Here is a 19,917-nt window from a genome sequence, read left to right as displayed (position 1 = left end):
AAAGAAAACCGCCTCGGTTCGCAACCTTCCCTTCTCTTATCGATTAAATTTTCTTCCTATGCTTTTATCGGACGAAATACTTAAATTCAAACCCCTTTTTTCATTTTTTTGATTTTCTTAACATAAATTCTTCTATTCTTGACACAACTTCAATATGTAGTGAAACACAAAACCCCTATGTATCACGTTTTAACTATGATACATAGGGGCTATTGTTGTTAGTATTTAAATGCTTGAATCGATTCTTGTAGGTCAACCGCCATTTTTGCCAAATGTGTAGAGGCCGCTGCTACTTCTTCCATTGCTGCATTTTGTTCCTCAGAGGATGCCGCAACATTTTGAACATTGCTACTTGATTTCATAGATACTTCGCTAATGTAGTCGATTTCTTTTACAAGTTTTTCGATATCTTGATGGATCATTCGAATAGCTGCTGTAACTGATTCGGTTTGTGCTTGCACATCATTAATGGCATTGTCAATTTGCATGAAATTATCTCTTGCCACATTTACTTTTTCACGACCGACTTTTACAGAATCATTACTATTGATCATGTCTTCCTCGATTATTCTTGTATCCTCAGTAATTTGCACAACAACCTTTTCAATATCTACTGCTGCTAAATTCGATTCATCTGCTAGCTTTCGCACCTCTTCTGCCACTACGGCAAAACCCTTGCCATGCTCACCGCTTCGTGCTGCTTCTATAGAGGCGTTGATAGCCAATAGATTTGTTTGGGTAGCTATATTTTTAATAACATTGACTGCTGAGACGATTGCTGCAGTATTTTCATCTAAGTCTTTAACACGTGTACTTAGCTCTGCTGTATTTTCCGCAATTTCATTCATCTGTTCAATGACATTACGAACTGAGGAACGTCCTATGCTAGCCATATTTTTAGTTTCTACTGTTGCATCGTTCACATGATCAATACTCGTTGATATGTCATTCATTTTTTTAAAAATATGGGAGGATAAGTTACGTACATCACCTGTCAATGTATCCTGTTCTTCAATACCATGGGCAATATCTTGAATCGATTCTGAGACAACTTCTGTTGCCTGTGTCACTTCCATACTACTCGCTGTGAGCTGCTCGGAAGTTGCTGCTACTTGTTCAGATGAATTAGCGACATGCTTCATAGTATGACTAAGCTTTTCTGACATCGAATTAAACGAAGCTGCCAGCTGCGCAAACTCATCTTTTGATTTAAATTGCAGGTGCGTTTGTAAATTGCCATTTGAGAATTTGTCCATTTCTACTACAGTTTGTTGAATATTTTTAGCGACTCTACGACCAAAAGCTGTCGCAATAATAATGCTTATAAGCAAGGAAACAATTGCTAATATGGCAATTTCTTTGCCACTGTTGTCGCCTTTTTGCTTTGTAGCCTCTATACGCGCCTGCATTTCGTCCTGCTGGGCCGTTGCCATCGTTTTTCCAAACTCAACAAGCTTTAGAGAGCCTTTTCCTAAAATCGGTAATGCCAACTGCTGTGCTTGCAGTTTTTCCCCACTTTGAAAAAGCGGTACAATTTGTTCATCTATTGGCTTTTCCCATTCCTCTAACTGCCTTAAAAACTGTTCAAAGTCCTTATTTTTATGTCCGAGTTCTTCAAGACGATGAATAGATTTATGTAAAGTATCTCTTATTTCGAGATGATTATTGAGCATGTCTTCTTTACCATATAATATATACCCCCGAATAGCGGCGTTTGCCCGAACCGTTTGGAAGGAAATATCATTATACAAATTGATTAATTCCGTCTTTTTTTCGATTTCCACAAGTGTTTGTTTATTATCATTTAAAAAATATATGGCAATACTAGTAATTAGTAACAGAAAGACTAAAACTATACCAAAAGAAAATTGCAGTTTTCGTTCTACCGTTGATTTCATACGACTCCCTCTATTCCCCTCTAAACGTTAATCCACTTAAAGTATAGACTAAATTTACCTATCTCCATATAATAAGTGCGTCTTTTATCATAAAATAACACAAAAATTTTACAAAAATAAAACATATCACCAAATGTCTTGACTTCTCTAAATTCTAAACAGCAGCTTCAAAGCACGCCTCTATTTATGGGGGTTTTTAGCACCCACTAAAATTTGAGTTACCATTTCATCGGGCGCCCCCAGGATGCTTTGCTCTGCGCGTCAGCAACAAACGTTTTTTCTGCGCGAAAGCGAAGCGTCAGCACAAAGCTACCAGTCGTAACGGAAGTCACCCCCTCGTTATGGAACTGATCAATATTTTTGAAAATATCCTATTCTACCGGTTTTAAGAAAAAACATTCACTACGCTTCTGCTAATCTAATTGGTCCAAATACCTAATTTTAGGTATACTATAATAATAGAAAATGAGTAAGCCAGATTTGTATGTGAGTTTAGTAGTAGGCTCTAATTGTGATATCGAATCTCTTGCATTACGCTCAGTACTTGAGTCATTTGGTGTTCGAGTAACACTTCATTTAATAGGAAGACCAAATGATTTTATTGATGTTTTATCAGGAGAAAATTTGAATGATCAAATAGATTATTTAATTTTAAACTTTCACGGGATGAAGGACGCTTTTGCATGCCAGAGCTAGGCCCAGAAATTTATGTGTTAAATAAACCTAGAGGTGAACTTTTCGGTCCTCAAGAGATCTCGAATTATTGTAAATTAAAGTTATTGCCTCTGGCTGTACTCTAGGTGAAAAACAGCTAGCAAATGCATTTTTAAAAAGTGGTTGCCATTCATATTTAGGCCCGAATGATTATATAGATGGGAATGCAAATTTAATGTTTCTTATAAGATTTATGTACGAAATCATCGCCAATAAGCGAACACAGCAGGAAGCCATAGAACTCGCAAAATCGATTGACGAGGAAACTTCAAAGTATCAGCTTTATTTTGCATAGAAGATAAATCCGAAAAAAAATCGTAGCCTATGCTACGATTTTCTTAATTATCGTTGATGTTTTTTTACCATAGACTCTGTAAAAATCTGAGATTGCCCCTTTGGAATACTTAATGTTTGCCAATCAGAGCCCTTTAGTTGTTTAGCGATGTAAACGATTTGACCGACATGTTGTGAATAGTGGGACATTTGTCTTTCGATAGCGTCTATCACGGAATGCCGTTCTCCTCTTATCGTTATAAACCTTTGTAAATCAGTTTCCTTTAATCCTAGTAAAGCATCTAAAAATACTTGCCAGCCCTTTTCCCATACCATCATAATCTCTTCTTTTGTCTGAAGGCTATCGTTAAATTCATCGTCACGATTTCTCGTTTCTTTCTCACCATCTGTCGTTAGAAAGTCAGTCCATCTCGATATCATATTACCGCTAACATGTTTTATGATAACGGCAATACTATTGGATTCTTCATTAAAAGCCCAATGCAGTTGTTCATTATCCAATTGTAAGAGTGTTTTATCACCTTGTTCTTTCACACTTTTAAATCTTTTCTGAACAACGTTTAAGTAAGTCTGCCCCATGCTCATTCATGAACGCCCCCTTTGTATGTCCATTAGCTGCTATAAATATTTTATATCAAACAAAATCTTTCCCTCATTCTACACTATAAACGAGGCTAAAGTTATAAAGGTTTAAATTTGAACCAAAAAAACCGTCTCTTCATACTATTGAGACGGTTTCCTTCTATCCATTATAAATTTTCATCAATATATGTTTCTATATCTGATGCAATTGTGTCAATAGGGACATCCTCGGCATTATCTGCAAATCCAGAATACATTTTTACGATTTTGCCATCTTTATCTACTAAGAAAAATTGATTTCCGTGTATCACTTGATCGCTCTTAGGATCATCTTTCACCCATATTTTAGTTGATTTTATAGCGAACTGCTCGATATATTTTTGTGAATATCCAGTAAGAAGATTCCATTTTGATTCATCCGAAACATTATATTTGCCTAAATAATTAGCTAATATTTCAGGCTTATCTACATCAGGATCAATTGAAAACGCAACAATATTATAATCTTCCACACCTTTTTTCTTCAGCTTTTCTTGAACTTGCGTCATATTAAAGGTCATTGGTGGACAAATTGATGTACAATTTGTGAAAATATACATACCAATCCATGGTTTCCCTTTTAAACTCTCTAAAGAAATTTTTTCTCCGCGTTGATTGATATGTTCAAAATCCGGTAACTCCAAGCTATAATCTGCTTTAAATTTTGTATTTCCACACGCACTCAGCACTGCAGCTAATGCAAAAAGTAGAACAAGCCCAATTATTTTATTTCTCATCTTTAACACGCTCCCTACTAACACTATCCCCATCCTATCGTACGATGTAAATATTGGCAAGGACACTCAAGTGACAGCTTTCGTACATCTTTGTGAAATCGATTTCACTTTAAGGAAACAAGTGCATCATGAATTGCATCTAATTTAACTTCTACTCGATGTAGTAAATAAAACGACACTAAGATAGGAAAACCGATATCCGATATCATGTTTAACCACTGTTCCATGTGGCCCCTCCTTTACTAAGCTTATAATAAATTCTATTGCTAAAATGGTCCTTGCAGAAAATTCCGCAAAGACCATTTCATGACTATTCGATCCCTAATTCAAATTCTCTTACTTGTCGATCAACGATGCGAGCCCCAGTCATTGCCACCAAAGCACTAGCTTGTCTATCAAAAACATTTTTAACGATAATCGTTTGCATGACCTGTTGAATTTCCTCCGCTGTTAAATTTGGCTTCGGTGTATCAATCGCAATCGTTGTCGTTTTCCCTGCTGCTGTCTCGAATTGCAGCTCTAAAACTTGTGTCATTGCTTTCCCCCCTTAGGATAAGTCTGTAGTTTCTTGTTTTACAATGCTATCTAGTGCGTGTGAAGATAGACTTGCAATGGCCTTTGCTACGTCTACTAAATCCTCTGCTGTATGCGAGCCGTTTAAATTGCGGTACGATTTAATTGTAAACACGGGCTCGTTTTGTGCATTCTGTCCAGTGATATACTTCAAGCGCAATGTAGCACCTATGAAATTGACTTTTGCCATGAGCGTCACCTCCTTTACACAATATATACTGACTTATTGCTAAAAAAGGGACATTTAGGATGGATTTTTTTCTGCAAGCTTTTATAATAGAGTAAGAGAAGGCAAAGAGGTGAACGATTTGTTAACTGGTTGGTTTTTATGGTTTATCCTATTTTGGGTAGTTGTGCTTATTTCGTTTATGGCGATAGGCGGATTTTTCATGTTCCGCAAATTTTTAAAGGCATTACCGAAACAGGACGGTAAATCTGATTTAGATTGGCAAGAGTATTATTTAGATAAAACGATTCATTTATGGGGACAACCTGAGAAGGAGCTTTTATATGAACTTGTAAGCCCTGTACCTGAGCTATTTCGACAAGTAGCAAAGGAAAAAATTGCAGGGAAAATTGGCGAACTAGCTATAGAAGAAAAAGCACCTGCCATTGACCAAGATTTAATTATTCGTGGCTATATCCAAGCAACGCCAAAGCGCGACCATAAATTTTTACGTAAAAAGTTAGATGAAATGCAAATTGACATCGCTCCATATGAACATTTGTTTGATTAATGGTACGCTGCACAATGATTTGTGCAGCGTTTTTACTGACCTTAGATAAGTTTCATCATATATTCTCTGCTAGTACAGGGGGAGTCAATCCATCACTCTGAGTTCTTACCCTCACTTTTTTTCCGTCGCCTTTGTCTTTCTTTTCGTCATTCGAACGACGCTTTCTGTCGCTTTGCCAAGCCTCTCAATCGCTCGAATTGCTCTATCCATCAGCCAAACTGCGCGCAACAAAAAAACTACACTAGATGAAATCTCTAGTGTAGTCTTCCCATTAAATATTCTTTAGCGGAATTGTTTTTTTGATTTTAATAAATTGAATAAGCATTGCGATTCGCCAAGGAAGTAACATAGCGAACGCTAAAATCCAAAACATTCCTGCTAACTCACCAACGTCAATGGAGCTACTTAATATCATTTTTGCAATTACACGGAATACTAATAGTCCGATTAATATAAAAACGAATGCTTTTGAACGCTTTAAATAAATATCTTGGCCTTTTACTTCAAATTTAGAAGTGGCAATTAAGATTGTTGAGAACACCATTCCGACTGCTGTCGCTTCAAGGATTTGCATAGGTGGTACTCGAAATTGTTCAAATAAAAACATTAACGCACCTGAAGACATTGCAATAGGTGGAATGATAATTTTCTTCTCATTTGTCGGTTTCTTAGATGCTCGCATACGAATAACCATGACAAAGGTACCCATAAAAATGGCCATTATGGTTGAACCTATTACATAATATTGAGAAGGGATATTGTCAAACATAAAATTTCCTCCTCCAATGTCATTAACAATTTTGTCCAAGTAATTGATCAACTACAGCCTTTAATCTTTCTGGCTCGAAAGGTTTTGTCATAAAATCCTTTGCGCCACTTTCAATTGCTTCCACGATTAACTTCTGTTGTCCTAAAGCTGTAATCATAATTATTTTTGCATCTGGAAATTCGGGGATGATTTCTTTTACTGCTTCTATACCTGTCATAACGGGCATCGTTACATCCATCGTTATTAGATCTGGTTGTAACTCACGATACATCGCCACAGCTTCTTTACCATTTCCTGCATTGCCGACTACCTCATAACCCCATTCAGAAAACATATTACTGATTGCAACACGCATAAAGAGCGTATCATCCACTACTAAAACTGTAGGCACATGTTCATCTCCCTCCACGTTATAGTACAGTATGGCTTCTTTAGTTTAGCAGATTAGAAGCCTGTAAATCCACCAAAAATAGGCTGTAAAATGCGTGTTAAATACGTTAAACCGTCGAAGAATAACATTACACCAACGACAATCATAATATAACCGCCGATTTTCACAATTTTTTGGCTATGTGTACGAATCCAAGTCATACGTGCTATAAAGAAAGATAACACGAAAAACGGAATCGCAAAGCCTAAATAATAAGCTAACATATAGCTAATGCCTGCGCTTGGATTTGCACCAGCTAATGTAATAATCGATGCTAAAATTGGACCTGTACAAGGCGTCCAACCAGCCGCAAATGCTATTCCGATTAATACTGATCCCAAATAACCAGAAGGTCGGTTTTTAAATTGGAATTTTCGATCCTTCATTAAAAAGTCAATTTGTAGTAATCCCACAATCATTAAACCAAATACAACGATTAAGATGGCACCAACCTGACGTAATAATGTGTGATAATTAAGGAAGAACTTGGCGGCTAATGATGTTCCTAGTCCAATCATAATAAAGATAATTGAAAATCCTAGTAAAAAGAAGAGGGTATGCAAAACTGCACGCTTTTGCATCATACCTCGTTCCGATTTTAGCTCGTCTAACGACATACCTGTTATGTATGATAAAAATGCTGGATACAGCGGTAGGGTACATGGTGAAATAAAGCTTAAAAACCCTGCACCTAAAGCTAAAAATACGTTAATATCAGTTTCCATATTTTTCACTCGCTCCTTACAGTTACTGTTTCCATCGTACCAAAAATCACTGTAAATTGCGCCCTTCCTGTTTGTGAACGTTTCATGGCAAAAAGGTGTTGAAAAAGTGAAGTTCCATCATATTATCATACAAATTTAATTTTTAGACCTTATTAAATCAACGTGTATTTGCTAATGTACTTTTGCATTATGCGCTCCCCTTATATTATCTGTCAACAAAATTCGCCATAATTCTACACTTCAAATTTTGTCTCTTTGAGCATATCAAAAGACACTAGCAACAGAGCTTTTGCTGGGCTGTTGTAAAGCCGCCGTTACCTGCCGCTTGCAGAGTTGTAGTACCCTTTTTTATTTACTGTTAATAGTTCGTAAATTAACTTTCTTCATGTATAATTAAAAAACAATAGAGCAATTGATAGCGATAAATGAGGTGTAGTCCTTGGAATTAAGAAAAATTAAACCAAAAAAAATATATGAAGAAGTATCTGAAATCCTCTATGAAAAAATTAGAACTGGCGAACTGAAGCCTGGTGACCGACTTGATTCAGTAGAACAACTTGCTGAACAATTACAAGTAAGCAGATCTGCCATTCGGGAAGCTCTTTCCGCTTTAAAAGCGATGGGGCTTATTGAAATTAAACAAGGCTCAGGTACATTTGTTAAAAGTAATCAATCCAATCAACTCGATTTCCCCTTATCAACCGCCATTTTAACAAATAAGCAAGATATCTCACATTTGTTAGAAGTACGTAAAATTATCGAAGTAGGCACTGCAGCTAGCGCAGCTATTCATCGAACAGAAGAAGACATACAGTCAATGATGCAAATTTTGGATGAGATGAAACGAGTACAAGGAGATGAAGAGCTAGGAGAAAAAGTGGATTTTCAATTTCACGCGGCCATTTCTGCAGCGTCTCAAAACCCCCTACTTACAACTATATTGGACCAGGTTTCAGCTTTAATGATCGCAACGATGAAAGAGACACGTCGAATTTGGTTGTACTCTAAAAAAATTACGAGCGAAAAGCTGTATGATGAACATATGCAAATCTTCCTCGCGATTAAACAGCAAAATGAAGAGCTTGCAAAACATGCTATGGCTTCACATTTAAGTAATGTGGAAAAGGTCTTAATGCAATATTTTGAAACAACTAAATCTATGAAATAAGAAGATGAGACAAAAGCGTTTCAGCCAACAAAAATACCGAACTATCCAATGAAACGCCCATGAAGTGTTTCGGAATAGTTCGGTTTTTCTAGTTATCGTGTTTTGTTAATTTAGAGATTATTCGGTCTTACGAAGGAACCATTTTAGTTTGTCCCAGTTTCTTCGAATTTTTCGAAAATTAATAATAAACACCTTTTATTCATCTGAACAGTTGTAGTATTATAAAAACAATATATTTATTCACTAAGTCATCAGATGACCTGTTGATTAGTTATTTAGAGAATAATAGAGACAAAAAGGAGCGATTTTCATGAAAGTAACACTTTTTGCGACTTGTTTAGTTGATATGTTTCAAGGTGATGTAGGAAAAGCTGTTGTGGAAGTTCTAGAAAGGCTTGGCTGTGACCTAGATTTTCCTGAAAATCAAATTTGCTGTGGACAACCTGCCTATAATAGTGGCTACGTAAAAGACTCTAAAAATGCTATGAAAAAAATGATTACCACCTTTGAACATGCCCAATTTGTTGTCTCCCCTTCTGGTTCCTGCGCTTATATGTTTAAGGAATACCCAAAGGTGTTTAAGGGAGATCCAGTTTGGGAGCCAAAAGCGCAAGCATTGGCAGATAAAACATATGAATTTACTGAGTTTATTGTAGATATATTAAAGGTCGAGGATGTAGGAGCACATTTAGAGGGCAAGGCTACTTATCATACCTCCTGTCATATGACACGTCTACTCGGTGTTACAGATGCACCGTTTAAACTATTAAATCAAGTAAAAGGCTTAAAGTATGTAGAACTCCCAGGAAAAGAAAGATGCTGTGGGTTTGGCGGAACATTTTCAGTAAAAATGGGCAATATTTCTGGAGAAATGGTCAATGAGAAAGTACAAAATGTTGAAGAAACGGGGGCAGACATTTTAATCGGTGCAGATGCTGGCTGCTTAATCAATATTGGTGGTCGAATTAATCGACAAGGTAAGCCTATTAAAGTCATGCATATTGCGGAAGTATTAAATTGTCACTAAGAGGGGGTAAAAGAAATGTCCATGAAAACAAGTGATGAACGCTTTAATCATCGTGTAACGAAAGAATTAGAAAATATGTTTATGCGCGGAGCTGTATCAAGCGCACAGGAGCGCTTACAAACACATCGGCTACAACAAGCTGATGAGCTCGGTCATTGGGAGGAATGGCGCTCTCACGGCGAAGAAATTCGAAAGCATGTGCTGGCGAACTTAGATTATTACTTATATCAGCTAAGTGAAAACGTCTCTAAAAGAGGTGGACATATTTACTTTGCGCAAACAGCGAAAGAAGCGACAAACTATATTGAAAGTATCGCGAAAAAGAAGAATGCTGCTAAAATTGTAAAATCAAAATCTATGGTGACAGAGGAAATTGATTTAAACGCCGCTTTAGAAAAGCTCGGGTGTGAGGTCATTGAAACTGATCTTGGAGAGTACATTTTACAAGTAGATGATCATGAGCCACCCTCTCATATCATTGCTCCAGCTTTGCATAAAAATAAGGAACAGATTCGTGACATTTTTAAAGAAAAACAAGGTTATGAGAAAACCGAAAAGCCTGAAGAGCTAGCTCTATATGTACGTGAAAAATTAAGAAATGATTATTTAACAGCAGACATTGGCATTACAGGCTGTAACTTTGCTATTGCGGAGAGCGGCTCGATTACACTCGTGACAAATGAAGGAAACGCAGATTTAGTAACAGCCTTGCCGAAAACACAAATTACGGTAATGGGAATGGAAAGAATTGTGCCTACATTTGAAGAGATGGAAGTACTAGTAAGCTTATTAACAAGAAGCGCGGTTGGGCAAAAGCTAACAAGCTATATTACCACATTAACGGGAATCAAAGATGAAGGTGACACAGATGGACCAGAGGAATTCCATTTAGTCATTGTTGATAATGGACGTGCTGATATTTTAGGCAGTGAATTCCAGCCTATTTTACAATGTATACGCTGTGCAGCTTGTGTTAACGCATGTCCTGTTTATCGACATGTTGGCGGTCATGCTTATGGATCTATTTATTCTGGGCCAGTAGGTGTCGTTCTTTCACCATTATTAGGTGGCTATGAGGATTTTAAAGAGTTGCCATATGCCTCCACATTATGCGGTGCCTGCACAGATGCTTGTCCTGTCAAAATACCATTACATCAGCTTATTCATAGACATCGTCAAGTAATTGTCGAAAACGAAGGAAAGGCACCTGTATCGGAAAAGTTATTAATGAAGGCCTTTGGTCTAGGTGCTTCCTCCCCTGCCCTATATAAAATGGCGACAAAAATGGCTTCACCAGTGATGGCTCCATTTACAAGAGATCAGAAAATTTCTAATGGACCAGGTCCACTAAAAGCATGGACGGAAGCAAGGGATTTTCCAGCCCCCAATAAAGATAATTTCCGTGACTGGTTTAAACACCGACAAAAAGGAGGCGATGAATAATGACAGGTACAATTGAAAATAGAGATGTATTTTTAACGAAAATTGCAAGACAGCTTGGACGTGCACCAAAAACAGAAATCGTACGGCCTACATGGCAATATAACCCTCAAGATCGTGTCCTAAATGATGCTACACAAGATGAGTTACTAGAGGTTTTAGTTGAACAATGCAAAAATATTCATACGGATATTGTCATTACAAATACAGCTAATCTTCCTGCAGATTTACAAAAAATAGTTGAAAATTATGGAGGTCAATCTGTTATAACATGGAAAGATGAGCGTTTCCAAAACTATGGCCTAGGAACATTAATGACTGAGCAATGGCCTCAAGAAAAGATTCAACTGTACGAATGGAATTCTGAGCAGCCACAGGAAAATATTCGACAAGCTGAAAAAGCTAACATTGGCATTACGATAAGTGAAATTACATTAGCAGAATCGGGAACTGCAGTACTTTTTAGTGATAAGGATAAAGGTAGATCCGTTAGCTTTTTACCAAAGAAGTCTATTATTTTAATTCCTAAAAGTACTATTGTACCACGCATGACGCAAGCAGCCCGCTTTATTCATGAAAAAGTCAGACGTGGCAAGCAAATTGCCTCTTGCATCAACTTTATAACAGGACCAAGTAATTCTGCGGATATCGAAATGATTCTAATCGTTGGTGTACATGGACCAATTAAAGCTACTTATATTGTGATTGAAGATCAGTAAAACCGATCAACCAGGCATACTTCAACATTGAAGAAATGCCTGGTTTTATCTGTTGCAGTTGCAATAGTATTTCGTTGATGGATAGTTAATCGCTAATAAACTTTCACTAATCACCGATTAAACTGTGCATTTCTATGTTACATTAATTTGCTACACTCTCAGTTACTATCTTCTTTTGTTCATAAAACTCTGGATGTGCTTCTTTTAAAACAGATGTTCGTAGCATAACTAGTGATATCGTCACGATAATGACACTCGTGATAAGTAAAATAACCGTTGCTGGGAATGTATCGTACAAGATGCCGTATACGATCATACCAATCGGCATCATTGACATCGCCATTGTTTCCATTAATCCCAATACGCGTCCACGATATTCTTCTGAAATTAACTTTTGCATATAAACCATAATTGGCATGTTGATCCCCATCTCAAAAATAGCGAAAATAAAGTAGATTACAATATAAAAGATTACAATAGCTAGATAGGATAAATTCGTTATTAATGGAACAACCGCCAGTCCTAAACTACTAGCCAACAGCAATAAGCTAATTTTAGAAAAACGTAGTGGCGCCTTAACCTCTTTACGTGTTGCGAAAACGAGGGAAGCTACAAGCATACCAACTGCACCCGAAGCCTCTATAAAACCAAAATGCGTTGATTTTACTTTTAGTAATTCAATAATAATATAGGTCCCCCCTACAACGATGGCAGAGAAAAACAAATTAATCCATAATGAAATCCACATGATTGTTTTAACAACTTTTTGTTGCTTAATATAACGAAAGCCACTAGCAAGCCCAGCCCATATCTTTTCCTTTTCTACAGTAGGTTCTCTTCTACTATAGAGAGTAAAATTCATTGTCGCTTCTAAGCAAAAAGCAATTACATAGGCCACCATATGTACAAGCAAAAAGGCTTTCATAGAGAAAAATCCATACATCATTCCACCGATTACTGGCCCACCAATTGCTGCTAATGACACTGACATTTGATTGAATGACATTGCTTTCTGTAGGCGTTCTGGATTTACTAGTGTAGCGATTGAGGAAGAAAATGTTACACCTGAAAAGGCTGAGCATATTGTATTAAATACAGTTGCTATATAAATAGCATAAACCGACAAACCGACCATTTCTGTATAGAGTAGTAGCCCTGAAACGGTCAATATCGTACCTGCTTGTGCTAATAAAATCGTGCGTTTCTTTGAATAATTATCAGCTACATACCCTGCCAGAGGCGCGACTAATGCACGAGGCAAAATGGAACATATCATAGTAGTAGCAAAACTCATCGCTGACCCTGTCAGTGCCAAAATATATAAACCTATCCCAAATGACAATACATGTGACCCTAACAACGAGATCATTTTACTGGTTGTGAATGTCCATAAATGGTACGTCGCCTTTTTATACTTTTGCGCTTCATTCATCTAAAACCCCTCCATATTTTTAATTATTTTAAAAAGTTTAATTTAATTAAACAAAATATAACACACCTCCCTCTTCCCACGCAACAAAAAGTTTAATATAATTAAACAAAGGACATATTTTAAAAGGAGGCGAGGCAGTGGACTCTTTAGGCACACGAATTCGCAAATTAAGGAAGGAACGAAAATTAACATTAGAGGCACTTGCTGGTGATCGTCTAACAAAAGGTATGTTAAGTCAAATTGAAAATGATAAGGCCAAGCCTTCGATGGAAAGTCTAGAATATATTGCAGAGCGTTTACATGTAAAAGCAAGTGAATTACTTGAAGAAATAGCCCCTTCTACGATACGTCACCTTTTAGAACAGGTGGAAATATTATATGCAGAAGTAGAGCTAGGTAATAATACAGAAAATTTACAACAAATCAAAGAGATGATTAAGCCTTATGTAGAAGAGCTTCCTCTTAGCTATGAAGCTGGTCGTTTACTTTATATATATGCAGTAGCTCAATATCAAGCGGGATTAACGACATGGGAATCACCGCTTCAACAAGCACGCTTTATGTTTAAAGAAATTAATTTACTAAGTCATTGGTTTGAAACTTATAGATTACAGTCCGCGATATTCACGGAAGATCGAAACTATAAAATGGCTTATTCCTGTATCTTACAAGCTAAAGAAGAAGCTGAACAAGAAAATTATCAATTAGATTCACGAGATGCTGGAAAAATGGCTTATTTTATTAGTGTTTTTCAATTAGCAATAGGGGAACATGAAGCAGGTAAACAACTCGTTAAAGAGACAATTGCCAATGCACATAAAAATCAATTTTACTCTTATATTGATGATATGTACCGTATTGCAGCGTTTTGTGCCATGATTGACAATGATTTTGAGCATGCAGAACATTTGATCAAGAAGCTAGAACAGTATCGAGTTTTTGCGGAACAAGTGGATGTAGATGCTTTTATTTTCACATTACGAGCACATTACTATAACAATTTCACTCATGATTATGAAAAGGCACTAGAAGAAATAGAGCGCTTTCGTCCACTTATGGATTTGGGATCTGTTAAATTTGATGAAAACCTATATTATTCTGAAAAGGGGAAATCCTTATATTTACTAGGTCGTTATGAAGAAGCAAAGGAAGCTTTTGAACATTTTACAAAGCTCCCTTCATTCATCCAACATCCATTTGATATATTAGGCTTAAATGAGTCCTTTTCCTATAAAGCACTTTGCTATGCACATTTCGGTGAGTTAACAACTGCCTACGAAATCGCCAAAATGGCCTATATCGATTCTCAGGATTTAATTGATCTACCCTATAAACAAAAAATCGAAGAAACTTATTATTCAATTAAAGCACAAATTAATTCGGTTCAATAAATAAAAGGGATTGCACATTTTAAAATTTATGGCAATCCCTTTTTGACTTTTAGCTCGATTTATCTCTCTTCATTTCCTTCTGAATGTTGCGAAGAGCTTTTTTCGAACCACGCTCTATATCATGCTGAAGCTTGCGTTCTTTATAATCTACAAACAATGTCTCTAAATCATATCCTTCTGGGTATAATTCTGTTGCCGGTAGCTCTAATACCAGTCGTTTAACATTTATCTTTACGAATTCTCCCTCATAGAACACGACAACATTATAGAAATTATCCATTTCTTGATAAACGATTCCAACGTCAGCATGATCTAACAGCTTTACACGATCTCCCTTTTTAAAATCATACTTTGCTTTGGTTCTCTCTTGCTCAATCTTAGGCTTCCTGATTTTACTGTCATTTACTTGTTTTAGATGATAATCCTTATTGTCAATATAGCTCTTCGCTCTTTGTAATACGGTTTCACGTATATTCATTTTCTTAGAAATCCATAGCGCATTACTTTCTCCAGATGTTCCGATGACTAATTGATATAACGGTTCTAAAGTTTCACTATTAAAACGCATAGCCGCATTCATAAAATCACTATGCATTTCAGAGAAACGCTTAATTTCTCCATAATGGGTAGTTGCTACTGTCATGCAGCCCATATGATAGAACTCCTCTAAAATCGAAATCGCCAATGCTGCTCCTTCATTTGGTTCCGTCCCACTCCCTATTTCATCAAATAACAAGAGAGTATTATTATTGGATGCTCTCATAATATCCGAAAGATTTTTCATATGGGAAGAAAACGTACTAAGTGCATTTTCAATACTTTGATTGTCACCAATGTCTACAAAAATGTGATCAAACACAGCTATTTCAGTACCTTTATCTGCAACAATATGGAAGCCTGACATTGTAGCCAATGTTAACAAGCCAATCGTTTTGAGAACAACGGTTTTACCACCTGCATTCGGTCCTGTAATGATCAAGCTGCGATAGTCTTTACCAATTTCAAAATGAAGTGGCACCGCCTTACCTGTTAACAATGGATGCTTACAATTAACGAGCTTAATATAGCCAACATCATTTAAGCTCGGTTCAGCTCCTCCAATGTGCTTGCTAAACTTGGCTTTGGCAAACACCATATCATATTGGCTAATTAACTCCATGTTGATATTGATTTCACGAATATTTTCCATCAGGAGCCCAGATAAAGTCGCCAAAATCTGATATTCCTCCACCGCTTCCTCTGCTTTCAAAGTAGCCAATTCCACATTTAATTTTGCTACTATACTAGGCTCCATAAAGACCGTTGCACCTTTAGATGAAATTTCTACAATTGTTCCTTGCACATGATTTTTATAGGAAGCCTTAATGGGAATCGTGTATCGATCATCCTTTTTACTGATAAAAAATTCCTGGATATATGTTTTATTAGCACTATTATTTAAAAATTTAGTTAGTCGGTCTTTAATTTTTTCCTCTGTTGTCTCGATATGATTGCGGATACGCTTTAATTCTCTACTAGCAGCTGAATCAACACGATTGGCTTTAATCGCAAAATTAATCTCCTCTTCCACACTTTTAAATTCAGCCATCGAATTAGCATAGGATGCAAGTACTGGCGCAAAAAATTCCTTTTCCAGCATAAATTTTTTAATTTTTCTGCACCCTCTTAAAAAATCTGAGATGCTAACCAATTCACTAGGGTCTAAAATAATCCCCTTTTCAAGCTTTTTGATAGTATTGTCAATATTCGTTACCCCTAAAAACGGGACATGACCTTCTGCATCTAAAATGGCTCGTGCCTCTGTCGTTTCATTCAATCGATTTTTTACAACTGTCAAAATTGGGCTCGGCGTTAATTTATCTAATAACTGTTTACCTAATCCACTGACACAGTATGATTTAACGATTTCCTTCAATTCATTGTATTGTAACTTCTCAAAAGTAGTATGATTCATTGTTAATGTCTCCTCACTATGATTTTTCCATAATCATTCATGAAGATACCTACTCAATAGATAGCAATGATTTTTTATTCAATTAAAAAAGAGAAAAAAGCTGTGGGGATCCCACAGCTTTTACATTACAAGGCATGTGTAAACAAGCATCGCGAAAAAAACTTCAATCAATTATGCCTCGGCATAATTGCGTTTGGAGGCTTTAGGCCAAACACGATGTTGGTCACTCCTTCGTTGCCACAGGCCGCAGCGTTTTTATACGGAGTTCCTCTAACCGCTATTAAAAGAAGTATTTTTAGAGCATTACACGCTTTATAAAGTATTGTAGGTATCTTCATAGGTATCGAAATAAATCCATGACTAAATAAGGGGTCACTTTTATGACATAAATCCCCTGTCGTCATTACATTTATTTCATTAAGTTGTTCCTATTTAGAACCTACCGCACTCATCAAAAGCACCTCTCATTAATTTATAATATTCATCATTGTTATCTAATTGATTGACGTTATATTACTATATGTTGACAAAAAAGTAAAGTTGCATATTTTTGTCTAACAATAAAAGAAATCTGATTAACTATAAATGGACAAACCAACAATTAAGCAAACTGTTCCAAGCAATAGGTAAATTATTATTTTAGTAACCTAATAAGCTAATTTATCTAACCAAAGTGCTCCATAATAGACCCACTTGACCAAAGCCTTCATCTTTATGTACTACTATCCTACCTAAGCTTTTTTACCGCTCTACTTTTAATACAAAAAATTTTTTCCTTCTTTACATAAGAACTAATATGACCTAATTTTTTAAATTTTTTATCGTACCATATTCTATTATTTAAATTATCTAGCCAGAAAGTTGCTTTTTCCAAGTCACCATTCTTAATAAAAACTTTTATTATTTTTTTAAAAGGAGGGCTGTATTGAAATTCTTCACACTCTACGATAGTCATTCCTTTATGAAAATTATGGGAAGCCTCTTTATACATTTTTAATTCTGAGTATACTAGCCCAATATAAATATAGGCACTTGATATTTCCCTAGGAGTAAATGGTAGTTTCAAAGCCTTCGTCATAATATTAATCGCTTTATTTTTCATAAAAAAAACATCATATAGATTAGCTTTTTTGACAATGCGATTATACGCTCTTGATGCTTTATCTTTTGGTAAATTTTTTATTTAGAATACCCCCTGTATCTTTCCCAGCAATATAACTAAAGCCGTCATTGAATATTTCTTTTCTATATAACTATCCGTTCTGTGCGCCATCTTTACTTAGTTTTGCACAAAGATAACCAACTATATATTCTCTACTTGTCATTTCTTCTATATCTTGATTAGCTACTAGTTCTCCTATAGCTTGGGAAATAATGTGCCATAATTCTGTGGTTTCATACTTTTTATATGGGTGATTCATTTTAATCTCCTTTTATTTGTATGATTTCCTAGTTTAAAATACCAAAAATATATTACCATACAAATATTTCATCTTTATATGGCAATGTTTGGCAGGATCCTCTTAAAATCCCCCAAAATATATTAATCCATGAGAAAAGGACCTGTAGAAAATTTCTACAAGTCCTTTTTTAAGCAGATTTCTGATGAGCCCTTCTCGTTTCAATGATTTTCGAGCCTGAAAATAATAGTAACGCTGCCCAAATAATGCTAAATGCTAATAGTTCTATTTGACTAAACGGTTCTTTATAAAGCACAATTCCTAAAATTAATACTATTGTTGGCGATATGTATTGAATAAAGCCTAATAAATACAGTGGAATATTTTGTGCACTTTTTGCAAATAAAATTAATGGCACTGCTGTCACGATTCCACTGACAATCATGAGGATGTCTGTTTTCACATCAACATGTAAAAATGAGGCTTGATTCGTTGTAAAAAGGTAAATATAGTAGCCTAAAGCAAACGGTAAAATAAATAACGTTTCGATGGCTAGACCTCTTGTCGCATCAAGCTTAATTTTCTTTTTCAGTACACCGTAAATGGCGAAGGATAAAGCAATAAGAAGTGCTACCCATGGGATTGACCCATAATTAATCGTTAAAATAATTACTGCGATAAAGGCAATTCCGGTAGCTGCCCATTGCGCACGACTAAGTGCTTCTTTAAAGAAAATAACCCCAAAAATAACTGACAGTAAAGGATTAATATAATAGCCTAAGCTCGTTTCAATTAAGTGGTTATGGGTAACTGCCCAAATATATAAATACCAGTTCATTGAAATAACAAATGAAGCTCCTGCAAGCTGCCAAAAATGCTTTTGGTGTGACCACAAATATTTTAAGTCTGCGATAAGATCTTTGCGCATTCCAAATACTATTACTGCTAGTACTGTAAAGACAAAGGACCAAATGACACGCGATAATAAAATTTCCATACTCGGGACATGCTCAAGCAATTTCCAATAAAGCGGAAATGCACCCCAAAAAGCATAGGCTAAAAATGCAGCCAAAACCCCTTTTTTCTCATTTGACATTGCCTCTAACACTCCTACTCCATATAAATCTATACGGCATTTCGTAATATTACCTTTTAAAGAATAGACTAATTATAGGACTTTGATTGGGAACTGTAAATGCCAAGTTTTAATAAATTGACATTAACAAAGTTACTCTTTCATTTCAGATTCAAGCTCAGAAATATATTTGCGCACCGTACTATAGCTAATATCAGGATTAATTTGTCGTTTTATGCGAATGTGGATTTCTTTAATACCAACTCCCTGCTCTCGCATATCGCGAATCATAGATTTTAATGGACCTGACAGGGATTCCTTTGACAGAGCAGTATATTTACTTAATTCAATTAATAGCTCTGTATTTTGTCGGCGAATCTCCTTTAGCTCATTTACGACACAATTATATTCTGTTAGCTTTTTTTGTAAGACGGCGTTTCGCTGCTTTATTTTTTGCATGTCTTCCACAAGCTCAATATTTTTCTTCTTTAATACTTTTCTCTCTTGCTCTAAAATAGTGTGCTTTTCATCTAAATCTATATTCATGGCATTGTACAGCTCTTCTATATGCATTAATTCATGGTAGCGACTTTTTAACACGAGCATTAGGTTTTCTGTCGTATTGATTGCTAGTGCTCCATCCTTTAAACGTTCACATGATAATGAAGTAGGATTCATTTTGCTCATCCTCTTTTAACCCCATGATTGATTATTTTATGTAATCGAATTGCATTGTTTAGCATATTTCCTCTTCCTTCTTCTTTGATAATCATTCTCATTTATCTTATCATAATGAGGAATTTCTATTTTGTC

21 protein-coding genes and 1 pseudogene are annotated in these 19,917 nt (G+C 35.9%); 7 read left to right on the top strand and 15 right to left on the bottom strand.

What is annotated here, in order from left to right; all coding sequences use genetic code 11:
• Positions 1-218 precede the first annotated feature (218 nt).
• Complete coding sequence (locus ACIQZA_RS19345; RefSeq protein WP_402883400.1) at positions 219-1,898, bottom strand: methyl-accepting chemotaxis protein; 1,680 nt, start codon at positions 1,896-1,898, stop codon at positions 219-221.
• Between the two features lie 465 nt (positions 1,899-2,363).
• Between ACIQZA_RS19345 and ACIQZA_RS19340 the strand changes: the two are divergent.
• Positions 2,364-2,907: pseudogene (locus ACIQZA_RS19340) on the top strand (delta-aminolevulinic acid dehydratase).
• Between the two features lie 47 nt (positions 2,908-2,954).
• On the opposite strand, the gene ACIQZA_RS19335 reads toward ACIQZA_RS19340, so the two are convergent.
• The 5 genes from ACIQZA_RS19335 to ACIQZA_RS19315 form a co-directional block, all read right to left on the bottom strand.
• Positions 2,955-3,491 carry a DUF1572 family protein gene (locus ACIQZA_RS19335; protein ID WP_402883402.1) on the bottom strand — a complete coding sequence of 179 codons (537 nt, stop codon included), beginning with the start codon at positions 3,489-3,491 and terminating at the stop codon, positions 2,955-2,957.
• A 164-nt stretch (positions 3,492-3,655) separates the two neighbouring features.
• Entirely contained in the window at positions 3,656-4,264 is a 609-nt protein-coding gene (locus tag ACIQZA_RS19330) for an SCO family protein (RefSeq protein WP_402883403.1), read from the bottom strand.
• A 104-nt stretch (positions 4,265-4,368) separates the two neighbouring features.
• Positions 4,369-4,491 carry a YvrJ family protein gene (locus ACIQZA_RS19325; RefSeq protein ID WP_082337366.1) on the bottom strand — a complete coding sequence of 41 codons (123 nt, stop codon included), beginning with the start codon at positions 4,489-4,491 and terminating at the stop codon, positions 4,369-4,371.
• An 83-nt stretch (positions 4,492-4,574) separates the two neighbouring features.
• Positions 4,575-4,799, bottom strand: coding sequence for a DUF2922 domain-containing protein (locus ACIQZA_RS19320; RefSeq protein ID WP_400935761.1), 225 nt, complete (start codon positions 4,797-4,799; stop codon positions 4,575-4,577).
• 12 nt (positions 4,800-4,811) lie between these two features.
• Complete coding sequence (locus ACIQZA_RS19315; protein WP_400935763.1) at positions 4,812-5,027, bottom strand: DUF1659 domain-containing protein; 216 nt, start codon at positions 5,025-5,027, stop codon at positions 4,812-4,814.
• A gap of 118 nt (positions 5,028-5,145) precedes the next feature.
• On the opposite strand from ACIQZA_RS19315, the gene ACIQZA_RS19310 reads away from it, so the two are divergent.
• Positions 5,146-5,574, top strand: coding sequence for a DUF2621 domain-containing protein (locus ACIQZA_RS19310; RefSeq protein WP_400935896.1), 429 nt, complete (start codon positions 5,146-5,148; stop codon positions 5,572-5,574).
• A 271-nt stretch (positions 5,575-5,845) separates the two neighbouring features.
• Here ACIQZA_RS19310 and ACIQZA_RS19305 read toward each other — a convergent pair whose 3' ends face one another.
• The 3 genes from ACIQZA_RS19305 to ACIQZA_RS19295 are packed head-to-tail and all read right to left on the bottom strand — an operon-like array spanning position 5,846 to position 7,498.
• On the bottom strand, positions 5,846-6,343 hold the full coding sequence (locus ACIQZA_RS19305; protein ID WP_400935765.1) for a CcdC family protein: 498 nt from the start codon (positions 6,341-6,343) through the stop codon (positions 5,846-5,848).
• A gap of 22 nt (positions 6,344-6,365) precedes the next feature.
• On the bottom strand, positions 6,366-6,752 hold the full coding sequence (locus ACIQZA_RS19300) for a response regulator (RefSeq protein ID WP_402883405.1): 387 nt from the start codon (positions 6,750-6,752) through the stop codon (positions 6,366-6,368).
• Between the two features lie 35 nt (positions 6,753-6,787).
• Positions 6,788-7,498: a cytochrome c biogenesis CcdA family protein gene (locus tag ACIQZA_RS19295; RefSeq protein ID WP_400935769.1), complete on the bottom strand. Its 711-nt coding sequence runs from the start codon at positions 7,496-7,498 to the stop codon at positions 6,788-6,790.
• A gap of 439 nt (positions 7,499-7,937) precedes the next feature.
• Here ACIQZA_RS19295 and ACIQZA_RS19290 point away from each other — a divergent pair, with 439 nt between their 5' ends.
• From ACIQZA_RS19290 to ACIQZA_RS19275, 4 genes are all read left to right on the top strand, one after another.
• Positions 7,938-8,666: a FadR/GntR family transcriptional regulator gene (locus ACIQZA_RS19290; protein ID WP_400935771.1), complete on the top strand. Its 729-nt coding sequence runs from the start codon at positions 7,938-7,940 to the stop codon at positions 8,664-8,666.
• A 310-nt stretch (positions 8,667-8,976) separates the two neighbouring features.
• On the top strand, positions 8,977-9,693 hold the full coding sequence (locus ACIQZA_RS19285) for a (Fe-S)-binding protein (protein WP_402883408.1): 717 nt from the start codon (positions 8,977-8,979) through the stop codon (positions 9,691-9,693).
• Positions 9,694-9,708: 15 nt separating this feature from the next.
• Positions 9,709-11,136, top strand: a complete 1,428-nt coding sequence (locus ACIQZA_RS19280) for a LutB/LldF family L-lactate oxidation iron-sulfur protein (RefSeq protein WP_402883409.1) — start codon at positions 9,709-9,711, stop codon at positions 11,134-11,136.
• A complete protein-coding gene (locus tag ACIQZA_RS19275; protein WP_402883411.1) occupies positions 11,136-11,852 on the top strand; it encodes a LutC/YkgG family protein in 717 nt (238 codons plus the stop codon). Before ACIQZA_RS19280 ends, ACIQZA_RS19275 begins: the two co-directional genes overlap by 1 nt.
• Positions 11,853-11,994: 142 nt before the next feature.
• Here the strand turns inward: ACIQZA_RS19275 and ACIQZA_RS19270 are convergent, their stop codons facing one another.
• On the bottom strand, positions 11,995-13,284 hold the full coding sequence (locus ACIQZA_RS19270) for an MFS transporter (RefSeq protein ID WP_402883412.1): 1,290 nt from the start codon (positions 13,282-13,284) through the stop codon (positions 11,995-11,997).
• A 137-nt stretch (positions 13,285-13,421) separates the two neighbouring features.
• Between ACIQZA_RS19270 and ACIQZA_RS19265 the strand changes: the two genes are divergently transcribed.
• Positions 13,422-14,675, top strand: a complete 1,254-nt coding sequence (locus ACIQZA_RS19265; RefSeq protein ID WP_400935781.1) for a helix-turn-helix domain-containing protein — start codon at positions 13,422-13,424, stop codon at positions 14,673-14,675.
• Positions 14,676-14,724: 49 nt separating this feature from the next.
• Here ACIQZA_RS19265 and ACIQZA_RS19260 read toward each other — a convergent pair whose 3' ends face one another.
• The 5 genes from ACIQZA_RS19260 to ACIQZA_RS19240 all read right to left on the bottom strand — a co-directional run bounded on the left by ACIQZA_RS19260 (position 14,725) and on the right by ACIQZA_RS19240 (position 19,782).
• The gene (locus ACIQZA_RS19260) at positions 14,725-16,629 is read right to left on the bottom strand and encodes an endonuclease MutS2 (RefSeq protein ID WP_402883414.1); all 1,905 of its coding nucleotides are present in this window, start codon (positions 16,627-16,629) and stop codon (positions 14,725-14,727) included.
• Positions 16,630-17,356: 727 nt separating this feature from the next.
• The gene (locus ACIQZA_RS19255) at positions 17,357-17,731 is read right to left on the bottom strand and encodes a hypothetical protein (RefSeq protein ID WP_402883415.1); all 375 of its coding nucleotides are present in this window, start codon (positions 17,729-17,731) and stop codon (positions 17,357-17,359) included.
• A 151-nt stretch (positions 17,732-17,882) separates the two neighbouring features.
• Positions 17,883-18,050 carry a hypothetical protein gene (locus ACIQZA_RS19250; RefSeq protein ID WP_402883417.1) on the bottom strand — a complete coding sequence of 56 codons (168 nt, stop codon included), beginning with the start codon at positions 18,048-18,050 and terminating at the stop codon, positions 17,883-17,885.
• A 169-nt stretch (positions 18,051-18,219) separates the two neighbouring features.
• A complete protein-coding gene (gene rarD, locus ACIQZA_RS19245; protein ID WP_142507905.1) occupies positions 18,220-19,125 on the bottom strand; it encodes an EamA family transporter RarD in 906 nt (301 codons plus the stop codon).
• A 132-nt stretch (positions 19,126-19,257) separates the two neighbouring features.
• Positions 19,258-19,782, bottom strand: coding sequence for a hypothetical protein (locus ACIQZA_RS19240; RefSeq protein WP_255505026.1), 525 nt, complete (start codon positions 19,780-19,782; stop codon positions 19,258-19,260).
• Positions 19,783-19,917 lie beyond the last annotated feature (135 nt).

The sequence above is a fragment of the Lysinibacillus sp. NPDC096382 genome (assembly GCF_044762845.1).
Classification (GTDB): Bacteria; Bacillota; Bacilli; order Bacillales_A; family Planococcaceae; genus Lysinibacillus.
The sequence above is the reverse complement of the archived record's forward strand: the minus strand, read 5'-3'. Positions and strand labels throughout refer to the sequence as shown.

Coding starts and splice junctions, on each gene's coding strand:
- ACIQZA_RS19345 (WP_402883400.1), bottom strand. CDS start 1,898: ATGAAATCAACGGTAGAACGAAAACTGCAATTTTCTTTTGGTATAGTT.
- ACIQZA_RS19335 (WP_402883402.1), bottom strand. CDS start 3,491: ATGAGCATGGGGCAGACTTACTTAAACGTTGTTCAGAAAAGATTTAAA.
- ACIQZA_RS19330 (WP_402883403.1), bottom strand. CDS start 4,264: ATGAGAAATAAAATAATTGGGCTTGTTCTACTTTTTGCATTAGCTGCA.
- ACIQZA_RS19325 (WP_082337366.1), bottom strand. CDS start 4,491: ATGGAACAGTGGTTAAACATGATATCGGATATCGGTTTTCCTATCTTA.
- ACIQZA_RS19320 (WP_400935761.1), bottom strand. CDS start 4,799: ATGACACAAGTTTTAGAGCTGCAATTCGAGACAGCAGCAGGGAAAACG.
- ACIQZA_RS19315 (WP_400935763.1), bottom strand. CDS start 5,027: ATGGCAAAAGTCAATTTCATAGGTGCTACATTGCGCTTGAAGTATATC.
- ACIQZA_RS19305 (WP_400935765.1), bottom strand. CDS start 6,343: ATGTTTGACAATATCCCTTCTCAATATTATGTAATAGGTTCAACCATA.
- ACIQZA_RS19295 (WP_400935769.1), bottom strand. CDS start 7,498: ATGGAAACTGATATTAACGTATTTTTAGCTTTAGGTGCAGGGTTTTTA.
- ACIQZA_RS19285 (WP_402883408.1), top strand. CDS start 8,977: ATGAAAGTAACACTTTTTGCGACTTGTTTAGTTGATATGTTTCAAGGT.
- ACIQZA_RS19280 (WP_402883409.1), top strand. CDS start 9,709: ATGTCCATGAAAACAAGTGATGAACGCTTTAATCATCGTGTAACGAAA.
- ACIQZA_RS19275 (WP_402883411.1), top strand. CDS start 11,136: ATGACAGGTACAATTGAAAATAGAGATGTATTTTTAACGAAAATTGCA.
- ACIQZA_RS19270 (WP_402883412.1), bottom strand. CDS start 13,284: ATGAATGAAGCGCAAAAGTATAAAAAGGCGACGTACCATTTATGGACA.
- ACIQZA_RS19260 (WP_402883414.1), bottom strand. CDS start 16,629: ATGAATCATACTACTTTTGAGAAGTTACAATACAATGAATTGAAGGAA.
- ACIQZA_RS19255 (WP_402883415.1), bottom strand. CDS start 17,731: ATGAAAAATAAAGCGATTAATATTATGACGAAGGCTTTGAAACTACCA.
- ACIQZA_RS19250 (WP_402883417.1), bottom strand. CDS start 18,050: ATGAATCACCCATATAAAAAGTATGAAACCACAGAATTATGGCACATT.
- rarD (WP_142507905.1), bottom strand. CDS start 19,125: ATGTCAAATGAGAAAAAAGGGGTTTTGGCTGCATTTTTAGCCTATGCT.
- ACIQZA_RS19240 (WP_255505026.1), bottom strand. CDS start 19,782: ATGAATCCTACTTCATTATCATGTGAACGTTTAAAGGATGGAGCACTA.